Source organism: Azospirillaceae bacterium, assembly GCA_028283825.1.
Lineage (GTDB): Bacteria > Pseudomonadota > Alphaproteobacteria > Azospirillales > Azospirillaceae > Nitrospirillum.
Window position 1 is genome coordinate 243,278 of record JAPWJW010000003.1, and the last position, 14,212, is coordinate 257,489.

Here is a 14,212-nt window from a genome sequence, read left to right on the forward strand (position 1 = left end):
AAAGCGAGGGCCGCATCCCCTTCCGGAAATGCGGCCCATCACCTGTTCTTACTTGCCCTGGGACTTGTCCCGCGCGGCCTTGAACTCGGCCTTGTCGTACCATTTCGGCCAGTCGGTGCCGAAGGCCAGCGGGTGGCTGAGGTCATAGATCATGTTGACCTCCATGGCCCCGCCGGACAGGTCCAGGTCGGGCGACCATTTGTCGGCCGGCTGGTGGTACTGGGTGCGGGTGAAGTTGTCCTCGTGCTGCTTGCCCCACTCGGCCCCGTGCTCGATGCTGTCGATGCCGGCATGGGCGTAGATCACCGGGATGCCGACCTTGGCGAGGCTGAAGTGATCGGACCGGTAGTAATAGCCGCGCTCGGGGAAGGGCTCCTGGTTCAGCGCCATCATGTGGGCGTCGGTCCAGGTCTTCAGCCGGTCTTCCAGGTCGGACTTCTTGCCGCCCACCAGCACGATGTCGTGGGTCAGGCCGCCGCTGCTCAGCATGTCCATGTTGAAGCCGGCGACCGTCTTGGCCGGGGCGAACAGCGGATGCTGGGCGTAGTATTCCGACCCCAGCAGGCCGGCTTCTTCCGCCGTGTAGGCGATGAACATCAGCGTGCGCTCGGGCTTGGGGCCCTTCTCGTAGCGCTTGGCCAATTCGATCAGGCCGCCGACGCCCGACGCGTTGTCCATGGCGCCGTGGTAGATGGTCTCGCCGTTGATGGCGGGGCCGATGCCCAGATGGTCCCAGTGCGCGCCGATCAGCACCATCTCATCCGGGTGCTTGGTGCCCGGAATGGTGCCGATGACGTTGTGGGAGATGATCTCGCGTTCCGTGGGCGTGATGCCGACGGACATCTTCAGGGGCAGCGGCACCGCCTTGAAGCCGCGCCGGGCGGCGCTGTCCTTCAGGGTGTTGTAGTCCAGGCCGGCCTCCTGGAACATCTCCTTGGCCTTGTCCAGCTGCACCCAGCCTTCGACGGCACTGCGGCTCTTCAGTCCGCCGTCCTCCGGCATCAGGGTCAGCTTCGGAATGCTGCCGCCGTTGGCGACCACGCCCCAGGGGTAACCGGCGGCACGGGTCTCATGCACGATGATGGCGGCGGCGGCCCCGTGGCGGGCGGCCTCCTCGTACTTGTAGACCCAGCGGCCGTACCAGGTCATGGCGCCGCCGCCGAACAGGGTGGCGTCGCCGGTGGCGTAGCCGGGGTCGTTGACCAGGATGACGACGGTCTTGCCGCGCACGTCCACGCCGGCGTAGTCGTCCCAGCCGAACTCCGGCGCCGTGATGCCGTAGCCCACGAACACCATGTCGCTGTCCTTGACCGACACGTGCGGGATCTTCTGGCGGGTCCAGATCATCATGTCGCTGAAGTATTCCAGTGACAGCGCCTGGGCCTTGGGGCCGGAGACGATCATGGGGCCATCGGCCTTGCTGGAAATCTCCGTCAGCGGCACGTTCTGGAGATAGCTGCCGTCGACGGCGGGCTTCAGGCCGGCCTTTTTGAACTGCGCCTCAATGTAGGCGACCGACTTGGTCTCGCCTTCCGTGCCGGGCTTGCGGCCCTGGAACTCGTCAGACGCCAGGATCTTGATGTGGTCGGATAGCGCCTGGGCCGTCACCGGGGCCACGTCCTTGGTCGCCGCCGTGGCGATACCGGCGGGCGCGGCCAAGGCCGCTACCAGCGCCAGTGCGGCCGTGCCTTTCAGCAGGGACGCCCGGGTAATCTGGGTTCGCATCAGTGCTGCGTTCCTTCTTGTTTAAAGAAAATGGCCGCAGGAGATACCGCCCAAAGGCGGGCGCCTGCGGCCATCCTGCTCACTTGCCCTGGGACTTGTCCCGGGCGGCCTTGAACTCGGCCTTGTCATACCATTTGGGCCAAACGTCGCCGAAGGCCAGGTCGTGGCTGATGTCGTACCACATGTTGACCTCGATGGCCCCGCCGCGCAGGTCCATGGCCGGCGACCATTCGTCGGACGGCTGGTGGTAGTGCAGGCGGGTGTACTCTTCTTCCTTCGCCTTGCCCCACTCGGCGCCATGCTCGACGCTGTCGATGCCCATGCCGGCATCGATCACCGGGATGCCGACCTTGGCCAGGTTGAAGTGGTCGGACCGGTAGTAGTAGCCGCGCTCGGGGAAGGGCTCCGGGTTCAGCGCCATCTGGTGGGCGTCGGTCCAGGCCTTCAGGCGATCTTCCAGGTCGGACTTCTTGCCGCCAACCAGCACGACATCGCGCACCGGGCCCATCACGCCCAGGCCGTCCATGTTGAAGCCGGCCACCGTCTTGCCCGCCGGGTACAGCGGATGCTGGGCGTAGTATTCCGACCCCAGCAGGCCCTGTTCCTCCGCCGTGTAGGCGATGAACAGGACGCTGCGGTCGGGCTTGGGCCCATGGGTGTAGCGCTTGGCCATCTCGATCAGGCCGGCGATGCCGGTGGCATTGTCCAGGGCGCCGTTATAGATGGTGTCGCCGTTGACCGCCGGGCCGACGCCCAGGTGATCCCAATGCGCGCCCACCAGCACCACCTCATCCGGATGCTTGGCGCCCGGCACGACGCCGACGACGTTGTGCGAGATGACGTCGCGTTCCGTGGGCGTGATGCCGACGGACATCTTGGCGTTCATGGGCACGGCCTTGAAGCCGCGCCGGGCGGCGCTGTCCTTCAAGGTGCCGTAGTCCAGGCCGGATGCCGCGAACAGCTCCTTGGCCACGTCCAGTTGGACCCAGCCTTCCACGGCGCTGCGGCTGCCACAGGCCGCCGTCGGCCGGCATCAGGGTCAGCTTGGGCACGCCGTTGCTGTTGGCGACCACGCCCCAGGGGTAACCGGCGGCGCGCGTCTCATGCACGATGATGGCGGCGGCGGCCCCGTGGCGCGCGGCTTCCTCGTACTTGTAGGGCCAGCGGCCGTACCAGGTCATGGCGCCACCACCGAACAGGGCGGGGTCGCCGGTGGCGAATCCGGGATCGTTGACCAGGATGACGACCGTCTTGCCCTTCACGTCCACGCCGGCATAGTCGTCCCAGCCGAACTCGGGGGCGGTGATGCCATAGCCGACGAACACCAGGTCGCTGTCCTTGACCTCGGCATGCGCGGTGCGCTGCCGGGTCCAGATCATCATCTGGGTGAAGTATTCATAGGGCAGGGCCTTGGTGGCGCCGTCCTTGCCCGTCGCCGTGAACACCAGGGGGCCATCGGCCTTGCTGGTGATCTCCGTCATCGGCACATCCTGCAGATAGCCGCCATTCACGGCGGGCTTCAGGCCGGCCTTTTTGAACTGGGCCTGGATGTAGGCGACGGTCTTTTCCTCACCCACGGTGCCCGGCTTGCGGCCCTGGAAATCGTCGGAGGCGAGGATTTTCACGTGCGCGGACAGCGCGTCCGCCGTCACCGGGGCGGCGTCTTTCGCCTGGCCCGCGGCGGCGGCCCCGAGAACGATCGCGATCAGCGCCGTCCCCGTGCGTAGTCTGGCTCCCATAGGATGCTGGTCCCCATACTGGTCATTCTGGTCGTCGGTCGCCGCCCCCGCGCCGTCGCCGACAACCCACCATACGGGGGTATTGATACCGATTCCAATACCGGAAGGACCGGATTGTGACAAAATCGGGATATTGGATACCGTCAAAAAGATCGAAAGCGTCAAATATCCCCGAAACACGGGGACTTACGCGCGTGACGGTTGGGGCGACTCAAAGGACATGCGTGAAGGCGGCCCGTGCGCCAAACAAACGGGGCGCGAGTCGAAACGCGCGCCGCTAGGCCGCGACCGCGGCCGCCGGACCTTTGTGGGGAACGTAGTGGACCGGAAAGGGAGGATAGCCAAAGGCCCGGACGGGCCTGCCGGCGCTTGAGGAACGGGTTAAGACTCCACCCGGGTGCCCCAGAGGTCGTATTCCTCGGCATGCTCCACCGTCACCTGGACGATGTCGCCCACGGCCACGCTGGTGTCGCCGTTCAGGAAGACGCTGCCGTCGATCTCCGGCGCGTCGGCCGCCGACCGGCCGATGGCGCCTTCCTCATCCACCTCGTCGATGATGACGTCGATGGTGCGGCCGACCTTGGCCTGCATGCGCTCCTCGCTGATGGCCTGCTGATGGGCCATCAGGCGGTTCCAGCGTTCTTCCTTCACCTCTTCCGGCACGGCGCCGGGGATGGCGTTGGCGGGGGCGCCGTCCACCGCCTCATACTTGAAGCAGCCCAGCCGGTCGATCTTGGCTTCGGTCAGCCAATCCAGCAGGAACTGGAAGTCCTGCTCCGTCTCGCCGGGGAAGCCGACGATGAAGGTGGAGCGGATGGTCAGGTCGGGGCAGATGTCGCGCCACTGGTGGATTCGGTTCAGCACCTTTTCCTGGTTGCCGGGGCGCTTCATGGCCTTCAGCACGTTAGGGCTGGCGTGCTGGAAGGGGATGTCCAGGTAGGGCAGGATCAGGCCTTCCGCCATCAGCGGGATGACCTCGTCCACGTGCGGGTAGGGATAGACATAGTGCAGGCGCACCCAGGCGCCCAAGCCGCCCAGCTCGCGGGCCAGGTCGGTCATGTGGGCGCGGACCTTGCGGCCCTGGAAATCGCTTTCGGCGTGGCGCAGGTCCAGGCCGTAGGCGCTGGTGTCCTGCGAGATCACCATCAGCTCGCGCACGCCGGCCTTCACCAGGCGCTCGGCCTCGCGCAGGACGTTGCCGGCCGGACGGCTGGCCAGGTCGCCGCGCAGCGAGGGGATGATGCAGAAGCTGCAGCGATGGTTGCAGCCCTCGGAAATCTTCAGGTAGGCGTAGTGGCGCGGCGTCAGGCGCAGGCCCTCGGGGGGCACCAGGTCGGTGTAGGGGTTGTGCGCCGGGGGCAGGTGGTCATGCACCGCCGACACCACCTGTTCGTACTGGTGGGGGCCGGTGACGGCCAGCACGTTGGGGTACAGCTCGCGGATGCGGCCTTCCTCCACGCCCATGCAGCCGGTGACGATGACGCGGCCGTTCTCACGCATGGCCTCGCCGATGGCGTCCAGGCTTTCCTGCTTGGCGCTGTCCAGGAAGCCGCAGGTGTTGACCAGCACGACGTCGGCGTCGTCATAGCTGGGCGACACCTCATACCCTTCCGCGCGCAGCTTGGTCAGGATGCGTTCGCTGTCCACCAGGGCCTTGGGGCAACCCAGGCTGACGATGCCGACCTTGGGGGCGGCGCTGGACGTGGTGGCGGTGGTGAGGCTGGACTTGGTCATGGGCGGCGCTCGGGAATCCAAAGGGGCGCCGGCCCGTGGCGCCCGGTGCCGATGCGGCGGCATTGGGGGCTCGCCCGGGGGCGCGACACTATACTATAAGGTGAGCGGTGGCGCCCATGGCGCTCCCGCCCTCGCAAGCCCGCGTATATAGCGATCCCGGGGGGCTTTGCCCATCCCCCATGGTGGGCAGGGGGTGGGGAAGGGGGCCGCAAATGTGGGATCGGCCCCTGACTCAAACGCACGGCTTACCCTGGATTTTTCTACGCGCGGCGCTTGACGGCAGGTGCCCCTGTCCATATAGTCCGCCCACATTTTTCGAGGGGCAGGCTGTAGGCCGCCCTTGCGGGCTAGACGCTGTCTCTCAAAAAGACCCCCTCGAAATTCTGTATAGCCGCACCCGAGTCCTTGTTCGGACGGCGTTTGCAAGGCCCGCGCGGAGCCGTTTAGAGCTTCGTGACGGGACTTTCGTCGTTCGGGGCATGCGTTTTGGGTGCCTTGTTGTTGGAACTGTGAACCGAGAGCGGTAGATGCCGACGATCAACCAGTTGATCCGCAAGTCCCGTGAGGGCGTGCCGGAGCGGGACAAGGTCCCGGCGTTGCAGGAATGCCCCCAGAAGCGCGGTGTCTGCACGCGCGTCTACACGACCACCCCGAAGAAGCCGAACTCGGCGCTGCGTAAGGTCGCCCGCGTGCGGCTGACCAACGGCCACGAGGTCATCAGCTACATCCCCGGCGAGGGTCACAACCTGCAGGAACACTCCGTGGTGATGATCCGCGGCGGCCGTGTGAAGGATCTTCCCGGCGTGCGCTACCACATCATCCGCGGTTCGTTGGATACCCAGGGCGTGAAGGACCGTCGCCAGCGTCGGTCCAAGTACGGCGCCAAGCGTCCGAAGTGAGGAGTTAGTCTATGTCCCGTCGTCGTCGCGCCGAGAAGCGTGAAGTCCTGCCGGATGCCAAGTACGGCGATACCGTGCTGACGAAGTTTATGAACTGCCTGATGTATGACGGGAAGAAGTCCGTCGCTGAGCAGATCGTGTACGGCGCTCTGGAGCGTATCGAGGGCAAGGTGAAGGCTGATCCCATTCAGCTGTTCCACGATGCCCTGAACAACGTCCGCCCCTACCTGGAAGTGCGTTCCCGCCGCGTCGGCGGTGCGACCTACCAGGTGCCGGTGGAAGTGCGTACCGATCGCGCCCAGGCCCTGGCCATCCGTTGGCTGATCACCGCCGCCCGCGGCCGTTCCGAGAACACCATGACGGAGCGTCTGTCGGGTGAGCTGCTGGACGCCGCCAACCAGCGTGGCGTTGCGGTGAAGAAGCGTGAAGATACCCACCGTATGGCGGAGGCCAACAAGGCCTTCTCGCATTACCGGTGGTAAGTGCGGCTTTGGCTTAGGCCTTAAGGAATCATGGCGCGCTCCCATCCTCTTGATCGTTACCGGAATATCGGCATCTGTGCCCACATCGATGCCGGCAAGACGACGGCGACCGAGCGGATCCTGTACTACACCGGAAAATCCTATCGCATGGGCGAGGTCCACGAGGGCACCGCCGCGATGGATTGGATGGAGCAGGAGCAGGAGCGCGGCATCACCATCACCTCGGCGGCCACGACCTGTTTCTGGCGTGACCACCGGGTGAACATCATCGACACGCCAGGGCATGTCGACTTCACGATCGAGGTCGAGCGTTCCCTGCGGGTGCTGGATGGTGCGGTGGCGTTGTTTGATGCGGTTGCAGGGGTTGAGCCGCAGTCGGAAACCGTGTGGCGGCAGGCGGACAAGTACCGCGTGCCGCGCATGTGTTTCGTGAACAAAATGGACCGGGTCGGTGCCGACTTCTACGGCACCGTCGAGATGATCCGGGAGCGGCTGGGCGCCAACACGGCGGTCCTGCAGCTTCCCATCAAGACCGAAGCTGGATTTTCCGGCGTCGTCGACCTGGTGAGGAACAAGTCCATCGTCTGGAAAGAAGAAACTCTGGGTGCAGAGTTCTTCGAGACTGATGTGCCGGCCGACATGGTCGACCAGGTGGCCTCTTACCGGGCCCGCTTGGTGGAACAGGCGGTCGAAATGGATGAGGCTGCTACTGAGCGCTACCTTGAGGGTGATGAGCCCGACGAGGCAGCGCTTAAGGCGCTGATCCGGAAGGGGACGATCGCGCTGCGCCTGGTTCCGGTGCTGTGCGGTTCAGCCTTCAAGAACAAGGGCGTGCAGCCGATGCTGGACGCCGTTGTCGATTTTCTGCCGTCGCCGCTCGACATCGCTGATGTCGCCGGCGTTTCGCTGGACGGGGAACCGGCCAGCCGGCAGAGGGATGACGCGGCGCCCTTCGCGGCTTTGGCGTTCAAGGTGATGAACGATCCGTTCGTCGGCTCGCTGACCTTCATCCGGATTTATTCCGGGCGGGTCGCAGTCGGTGACCGCGTGATGAACGCGGGCAAGGGTGAGAAGGAGAGCGTCAGCCGCATGCTGCTGATGCACGCCAACACCCGCGAAGAGATCGAGGCGGCCTGCGCGGGCGACATCGTCGCCCTGGCGGGTCTGAAGAATACGACGACGGGCGACACCCTGTGCGATCCCTCGGCACCCCTGGTGCTGGAACGCATGGATTTCCCGGAGCCGGTGATCGAGGTGGTGGTGGAGCCTAAGACGCAGGCCGATCACGACCGGATGGCGATGGCGTTGCAGCGCCTGGCCGCGGAGGATCCGTCCTTCCGCATCGGCCGGGACGCCGAAACGGGTCAAACCGTGATCGGTGGCATGGGTGAGCTGCACCTGGAGATCATCGTCGATCGCATGCGGCGGGAATATCGGGTCGAGGCCGATGTCGGGTCGCCGCAGGTGGCGTATCGCGAGACCGTGGCCCACAAGGCCGAGGTCGACCATACGCTGAAGCGGCAGATCGGCGGCATCGGGCAGTTCGCCCGCGTGAAGCTGGTCTTCGAACCGTCGCAGCCCGGTTCCGGGTTCCGGTTCGAGAACAGGTCGGGCACGAAGGTGCCCAAGGAATTTGCCCATGGTGTCCAGGGTGGCGTCGATGCCGCCAAGGACAGCGGGGTGATCGCCGGGTTCCCGGTGATCGATTGTACGGTAGGGCTGGTCGACGGCGCTTTTCACGACGTCGACAGCTCCGTCGAGGTGTTCGAGTTCGCCGCTCGCGCCGCTTTCAAGGAGGGCATGGCCTTGGCCAAGCCCGTCCTGCTGGAGCCGGTGATGGTGGTGGAGGTGATCACCCCCGACGACTACATGGGTGACGTCATCGGCGACCTGAACAGCCGCCGGGGACAGGTTACGGGAATGGACCAGCGGGGCAACGCGCGTGTCATCAACGCCAAGGTGCCGCTGGCCAATATGTTTGGGTATGTGAACAACCTGCGCTCCATGAGCCAGGGCCGTGCGCAGTACTCGATGCAGTTTGACCATTATGAGCCGGTGCCGGCTGCCATCGCGGATGTCGTCCGCGCCAAGATGGCCTGATCTGGCAGAAGTCGAGAGAAGGAAGAGTAACCATGGCGAAGGCGAAATTCGAGCGCAACAAGCCGCATTGCAACATCGGCACCATCGGTCACGTCGACCATGGCAAGACGTCGCTGACCGCTGCCATCACGAAGGTGCTGGCTGAGAGCGGTGGCGCGACGTTCACCGCGTACGACCAGATCGACAAGGCCCCGGAAGAGAAGGCTCGTGGCATCACGATCTCGACCGCCCACGTCGAGTACGAGACGGCCAACCGTCACTATGCGCACGTCGACTGCCCCGGCCACGCTGACTATGTGAAGAACATGATCACCGGCGCCGCGCAGATGGACGGCGCGATCCTGGTGGTGTCGGCCGCTGACGGCCCGATGCCGCAGACCCGCGAGCACATCCTGCTGGCCCGTCAGGTCGGCGTGCCCGCCCTGGTCGTGTTCATGAACAAGGTCGACATGGTCGACGACCCCGAGCTGCTGGAGCTGGTGGAGCTGGAAGTGCGCGAGCTGCTGAGCAGCTACGACTTCCCTGGCGACGACATTCCGATCGTGAAGGGCTCCGCCCTGTGCGCCCTGGAAGACCGCAGCCCCGAGATCGGCAAGGATGCCATCCTGGAGCTGATGAAGGCGGTCGACGCCTACATCCCGCAGCCGGAGCGTCCGGTTGACAAGCCCTTCCTGATGCCGATCGAAGACGTGTTCTCGATCTCCGGCCGCGGCACCGTGGTGACCGGCCGTGTCGAGCGCGGCATCGTGAAGGTGGGTGAGGAAATCGAGATCGTCGGCCTGAAGGCCACGGTGAAGACGACCGTCACCGGCGTTGAGATGTTCCGCAAGCTGCTGGACCAGGGTCAGGCTGGCGACAACATCGGCGCGCTGCTGCGCGGCACGAAGCGTGAAGACGTCGAGCGTGGCCAGGTCCTGGCGAAGCCCGGCTCGATCACCCCGCACACCAAGTTCGTGGCCGAAGCCTACATCCTGACGAAGGAAGAAGGCGGCCGTCACACCCCGTTCTTCACCAACTACCGTCCCCAGTTCTACTTCCGCACCACGGACGTGACGGGCATGGTCTCGCTGCCGGAAGGCACCGAGATGGTGATGCCGGGCGACAACGTGCAGGTGACCGTGGAGCTGATCGCCCCGATCGCCATGGACGAAGGCCTGCGCTTCGCCATCCGTGAAGGCGGCCGCACCGTCGGCGCCGGCGTGGTCGCCAAGATCATTGCCTGATAAGTACTACCTGTTTTGATTGACGGTGTGCGGTGCCGATGCTATTCGGCACCGCTTCCAACCAAGGTTTAGGACGATGGAAAGCCAGAATATCCGGATCCGCCTGAAGGCATTCGATCACCGCGTGCTCGACCAGTCGACCAGCGAGATCGTGAATACCGCCAAGCGGACGGGTGCCCGGGTGCGCGGTCCGATCCCCCTTCCGACCCAGGTCGAGAAGTTCACGGTGAACCGCAGCCCGCACATCGACAAGAAGTCGCGTGAGCAGTTCGAGATTCGCACCCACAAGCGCCTGCTGGACATCGTCGATCCGACGCCGCAGACCGTGGACGCGCTGATGAAGCTCGACCTGGCCGCCGGCGTCGACGTCGAGATTAAGCTGTAAGTAAGAGTGGTGGGACCTCTCCCCCTGAGGATGTCCCCTGTTAGGAGAAGAGACTAAAATGCGATCCGGTTTGATCGCGCAGAAGCTCGGCATGACCCGCATCTTCACAGATGAGGGCGAGCACGTGCCGGTGACTGTGCTGAAAGTCGACAATTGCCAGGTCGTCTCCCACAAGACCGAGGAACGGGACGGTTACACCGCCCTGGAAGTCGGTGTGGGCAAGGCCAAGGTGAAGAACGTCACGAAGGCTGAACGCGGCCACTACGCCAAGGCGAAGGTGGAGCCGAAGAAGAAGACCGTGGAATTCCGGGTCACCCCGGATGCCCTGGTCGATGTCGGTGCCGAGATCACCGTCGATCACTTCGTCGCGGGCCAGTTCGTGGACGTCACCGGGACGACCATCGGTAAGGGCTTCGCCGGTGGCATGAAGCGCTGGAACTTCGGCGGCCTTCGCGCCACGCACGGCGTGTCCGTGTCGCACCGTTCGCACGGTTCGACCGGTCAGCGTCAGGATCCGGGCCGCACCTTCAAGAACAAGAAGATGGCGGGTCACCTGGGCGTTGAGCAGGTCACCACCCAGAACCTGAAGGTCGTCTCGGTCGATGTCGAGCGCGGCCTGATCCTCGTCCGCGGCGCCGTCCCCGGCTCCGAGGGCGGTTACATCCTGGTCAAGGACGCCGTGAAGAAGAAGCTGCCGGAGGGTGTTCCCTTCCCGGCCGCCTTCCGTGCGCCGACGCAGGACGCTCCTGCCGCGCAGGAGGGCTGAGCATCATGAAGACGACCGTTAAGAATCTGAAGAACGAGCAAGTCGGCGAGATCGAACTCGACGACGCCGTGTTCGGCCTGCCGGCCCGCGCCGATCTGCTGGCCCGCATGGTGAACTGGCAGCTGGCCAAGCGTCGCCAGGGTTCGCACAAGACCAAGGGGATCTCCGAGATCTCCGGCACGACCAAGAAGCCGTGGAAGCAGAAGGGCACCGGCCGTGCCCGTCAGGGCTCCCTGCGGTCGCCGCAGTTCCGCGGCGGCGCGGTGATCTTCGGTCCGGTGGTGCGCAGCCATGAGCACGATCTGACGAAGAAGGTCCGCAAGCTGGCCCTGAAGACCGCGCTGTCGGTCAAGGCCGCCGAAGGCAAGCTGATCATCCTCGACGACGCCCGTGCCGAGTCCCACAAGACCAAGGCGCTGGTCGCCCAGTTCGGTGCCCTGGGCCTGAACTCGGTCTTGATCATCGACGGCGCCAACCTGGATGAGAACTTCGTCCGGGCCGCCGGCAACATCCCGCATGTGGACGTGCTGCCGGAGCAGGGCGCCAACGTGTACGACATCCTGCGGCGCGACACCCTGGTGTTGACCCGCAACGCGGTCGAGCAGTTGGAGGCTCGCCTGAAATGAGCAAGAACGCGAAGCCGTTTGTGAGCGCCGAGCGCATGTACGATCTGATCGTCGCGCCCGTCATCACGGAAAAAGCCACCCTGGGTTCCGAGCACAACCAGGTCACCTTCCGGGTGCCCCTGGATGCGACGAAGCCCGAGATCAAGGCGGCCGTTGAAGGTCTGTTCAAGGTCAAGGTGACGGCCGTAAACACGATCGTCTCGAAGGGCAAGACCAAGCGCTTCCGGGGTATCGTGGCGCGCCGGTCTGACTTCAAGAAGGCCATCGTGACCCTCGCCGAAGGGCACACGATCGACGTCACCACGGGCGTGTGAGGGCATTAACGATGGCACTTAAGACTTACCGCCCGATTACCCCGAGCCTCCGCCAGCTGGTGCTGGTCGACCGCTCGGAGCTGTATAAGGGCAAGCCGGTAAAGCGTCTGACCGAGGGCCTGTCCGGCTCCGGCGGTCGTAACAACACCGGTCGCATCACCGCGCGTCGCATGGGTGGTGGCCACAAGCGCACCTACCGTCTGATCGATTTCAAGCGCCGCAAGTTCGACGTCCCCGCGACGGTCGAGCGCCTGGAATACGATCCGAACCGTACGGCGTTCATCGCCCTGGTTCGCTACCAGGACGGCCACCTGGCCTATATCCTGGCTCCGCAGCGCCTGAAGGCCGGTGACGTCATCGTCGCTGGCGAGAAGGTCGACGTGAAGCCCGGCAACGCCATGCCGCTGAAGAACATCCCGGTCGGCACGCTGGTCCACAATGTGGAACTGCGCGCGGGCAAGGGTGGGCAGATCGCCCGCTCCGCCGGTACGTTCCTGCAGTTGGTTGGCCGCGACCAGGGCTACGCCCAGCTGAAGCTGCCCTCGGGTGAGCTGCGCATGGTCCGGGGCGAGTGCATGGCCACCATCGGTGCCGTGTCCAACCCGGATCAGGCCAACACCGTGATCGGCAAGGCCGGTCGCAACCGTTGGCTGGGTCGTCGTCCGTCCGTCCGTGGCGTCGCCATGAACCCGATCGACCATCCGCATGGTGGTGGTGAAGGCCGCACCTCCGGTGGCCGTCATCCGGGTTACCCCGTGGGGCAAGCCGACCAAGGGCAAGAAGACGCGTAGCAACAAGAAGACGAACGGCCTGATTATCCGCCGTCGTCGCTCTAAGTAAGGAGTAGGACCCGTGACCCGTTCCGTCTGGAAGGGGCCGTTTATCGACGGCTACCTTTTGAAGAAGGCAGAGAAGGCGCGCGCGTCCGGCCGCAACGAGATCATCAAGATCTGGTCGCGCCGTTCCACGATCCTGCCCCAGTTCGTCGGTTTGACCTTTGGCGTGTACAACGGCCATAAGTTCCTGCCGGTACTCGTGACCGAGAACATGATCGGCCACAAGTTCGGTGAGTTCTCCCCGACGCGGACTTTCTACGGCCATGCGGCCGACAAGAAGGCGAAGAGGAAGTAACATGAGCAAGCCTCAATCTGAACGGCCCTTCGCCGACAACGAGGCTGCGGCGCACGGCCGGATGATCAAATCCAGTGCCCGCAAGCTGAACCTCGTCGCCCAGATGATCCGCGGCAAGGAAGCCGGCCAGGCCCTGGCCATGCTGACCTTCTCCAAGCGCCGTATCGCCGGCGAAGTGAAGAAGGTGCTGCAGTCGGCCATCGCCAACGCCGAGAACAATCATCAGCTGGACGTTGATCGTCTGGTCGTCGCTTATGCGACGGTCGGCCGCGCCCTGGTGATGAAGCGCTTCCATGCCCGGGCCCGCGGTCGCGGTGCCCGTGTCGAGAAGTCTTACAGCAACTTGACCGTGGTCGTGCGTGAACGCGCCGAGGAAGCCACGGGGGAGACCGCGTAACATGGGTCAGAAAGTCAATCCCATCGGGCTCCGCGTCGGTATCAACCGGACCTGGGACAGCCGCTGGTTCGCCAACCGCGACTACGCCACGCTGCTGCACCAGGACCTGCGCCTGCGCAAGCACCTGCAGGGCAAGCTGGCTGCGGCCGGTGCGTCCCGCATCATCATCGAGCGTCCGGCCAAGAAGGCCCGCGTCACCATCCACACGGCCCGTCCGGGTGTGGTGATCGGCAAGAAGGGTGCGGACATCGAGAAGCTGCGCCTGGACCTGAGCCGGATGACCGGTTCCGAGGTCAGCCTGAACATCGTCGAGATCCGCAAGCCGGAACTCGACGCCCGGCTGATCGCGGAGAACATCGCCAGCCAGCTGGAGCGCCGTGTCGCCTTCCGTCGCGCCATGAAGCGCGCCGTGCAGTCGGCCATGCGCCTCGGCGCCCAGGGCATCCGCATCAACTGCGGCGGCCGTCTGGGCGGCGCCGAAATCGCTCGTATGGAGTGGTACCGCGAAGGTCGCGTGCCGCTGCACACGCTGCGCGCCGAGATCGACTACGGCACGGCCACGGCTAAGACCACCTACGGCACCTGCGGTGTCAAGGTGTGGGTGTTTAAGGGCGAAATTCTGGCGCACGATCCGTTCGCCCAGGACAAGCGCGCCGATCAGCAGCCCGTCGCGGCGCGCTGAGTGGTGAAC

Annotated in this window: 15 protein-coding genes and 1 pseudogene; 12 read left to right on the plus strand and 4 right to left on the minus strand. The window is 64.9% G+C overall.

The features are described from left to right. Positions 1 to 48: 48 nt before the first annotated feature. From PW843_13025 to rimO, 4 genes are all read right to left on the minus strand, one after another. Entirely contained in the window at positions 49 to 1,725 is a 1,677-nt protein-coding gene (locus PW843_13025; protein MDE1147518.1) for a M28 family peptidase, read from the minus strand. A gap of 79 nt (positions 1,726 to 1,804) precedes the next feature. Next, positions 1,805 to 2,599: a M28 family peptidase gene (locus tag PW843_13030; protein MDE1147519.1), complete on the minus strand. Its 795-nt coding sequence runs from the start codon at positions 2,597 to 2,599 to the stop codon at positions 1,805 to 1,807. Beyond that, the gene (locus PW843_13035; protein MDE1147520.1) at positions 2,514 to 3,350 is read right to left on the minus strand and encodes a hypothetical protein; all 837 of its coding nucleotides are present in this window, start codon (positions 3,348 to 3,350) and stop codon (positions 2,514 to 2,516) included. The genes PW843_13030 and PW843_13035 overlap by 86 nt, the downstream gene beginning before the upstream one ends. Positions 3,351 to 3,845: 495 nt before the next feature. Beyond that, on the minus strand, positions 3,846 to 5,198 hold the full coding sequence (rimO, locus tag PW843_13040) for a 30S ribosomal protein S12 methylthiotransferase RimO (GenBank protein MDE1147521.1): 1,353 nt from the start codon (positions 5,196 to 5,198) through the stop codon (positions 3,846 to 3,848). Between the two features lie 527 nt (positions 5,199 to 5,725). Here rimO and rpsL point away from each other — a divergent pair. The 12 genes and pseudogenes from rpsL (at position 5,726) to rpsC (ending at position 14,203) form a co-directional block, all read left to right on the plus strand. After that, positions 5,726 to 6,097, plus strand: a complete 372-nt coding sequence (gene rpsL, locus PW843_13045; protein MDE1147522.1) for a 30S ribosomal protein S12 — start codon at positions 5,726 to 5,728, stop codon at positions 6,095 to 6,097. Between the two features lie 11 nt (positions 6,098 to 6,108). Next, entirely contained in the window at positions 6,109 to 6,579 is a 471-nt protein-coding gene (rpsG, locus tag PW843_13050; protein ID MDE1147523.1) for a 30S ribosomal protein S7, read from the plus strand. A 30-nt stretch (positions 6,580 to 6,609) separates the two neighbouring features. Beyond that, complete coding sequence (gene fusA, locus PW843_13055) at positions 6,610 to 8,679, plus strand: elongation factor G (GenBank protein ID MDE1147524.1); 2,070 nt, start codon at positions 6,610 to 6,612, stop codon at positions 8,677 to 8,679. Between the two features lie 32 nt (positions 8,680 to 8,711). Continuing rightward, positions 8,712 to 9,902: an elongation factor Tu gene (tuf, locus tag PW843_13060; GenBank protein ID MDE1147525.1), complete on the plus strand. Its 1,191-nt coding sequence runs from the start codon at positions 8,712 to 8,714 to the stop codon at positions 9,900 to 9,902. Between the two features lie 76 nt (positions 9,903 to 9,978). Then, positions 9,979 to 10,287 (plus strand): 30S ribosomal protein S10, encoded by a 309-nt coding sequence (rpsJ, locus tag PW843_13065; GenBank protein ID MDE1147526.1) that lies wholly within the window; start codon positions 9,979 to 9,981, stop codon positions 10,285 to 10,287. A 58-nt stretch (positions 10,288 to 10,345) separates the two neighbouring features. Beyond that, positions 10,346 to 11,053: a 50S ribosomal protein L3 gene (gene rplC, locus PW843_13070; GenBank protein ID MDE1147527.1), complete on the plus strand. Its 708-nt coding sequence runs from the start codon at positions 10,346 to 10,348 to the stop codon at positions 11,051 to 11,053. Positions 11,054 to 11,058: 5 nt separating this feature from the next. After that, positions 11,059 to 11,679 carry a 50S ribosomal protein L4 gene (gene rplD / locus PW843_13075; GenBank protein MDE1147528.1) on the plus strand — a complete coding sequence of 207 codons (621 nt, stop codon included), beginning with the start codon at positions 11,059 to 11,061 and terminating at the stop codon, positions 11,677 to 11,679. Next, positions 11,676 to 11,993 (plus strand): 50S ribosomal protein L23, encoded by a 318-nt coding sequence (locus PW843_13080; GenBank protein MDE1147529.1) that lies wholly within the window; start codon positions 11,676 to 11,678, stop codon positions 11,991 to 11,993. The genes rplD and PW843_13080 overlap by 4 nt, the downstream gene beginning before the upstream one ends. A gap of 11 nt (positions 11,994 to 12,004) precedes the next feature. Then, positions 12,005 to 12,833, plus strand: a pseudogene (rplB, locus tag PW843_13085) (50S ribosomal protein L2). Between the two features lie 12 nt (positions 12,834 to 12,845). After that, the gene (gene rpsS, locus PW843_13090; protein MDE1147530.1) at positions 12,846 to 13,124 is read left to right on the plus strand and encodes a 30S ribosomal protein S19; all 279 of its coding nucleotides are present in this window, start codon (positions 12,846 to 12,848) and stop codon (positions 13,122 to 13,124) included. A 1-nt stretch (position 13,125) separates the two neighbouring features. Beyond that, complete coding sequence (gene rplV, locus PW843_13095) at positions 13,126 to 13,521, plus strand: 50S ribosomal protein L22 (protein MDE1147531.1); 396 nt, start codon at positions 13,126 to 13,128, stop codon at positions 13,519 to 13,521. Between the two features lies 1 nt (position 13,522). Beyond that, positions 13,523 to 14,203 carry a 30S ribosomal protein S3 gene (rpsC, locus tag PW843_13100; protein ID MDE1147532.1) on the plus strand — a complete coding sequence of 227 codons (681 nt, stop codon included), beginning with the start codon at positions 13,523 to 13,525 and terminating at the stop codon, positions 14,201 to 14,203. Positions 14,204 to 14,212: the final 9 nt, after the last annotated feature.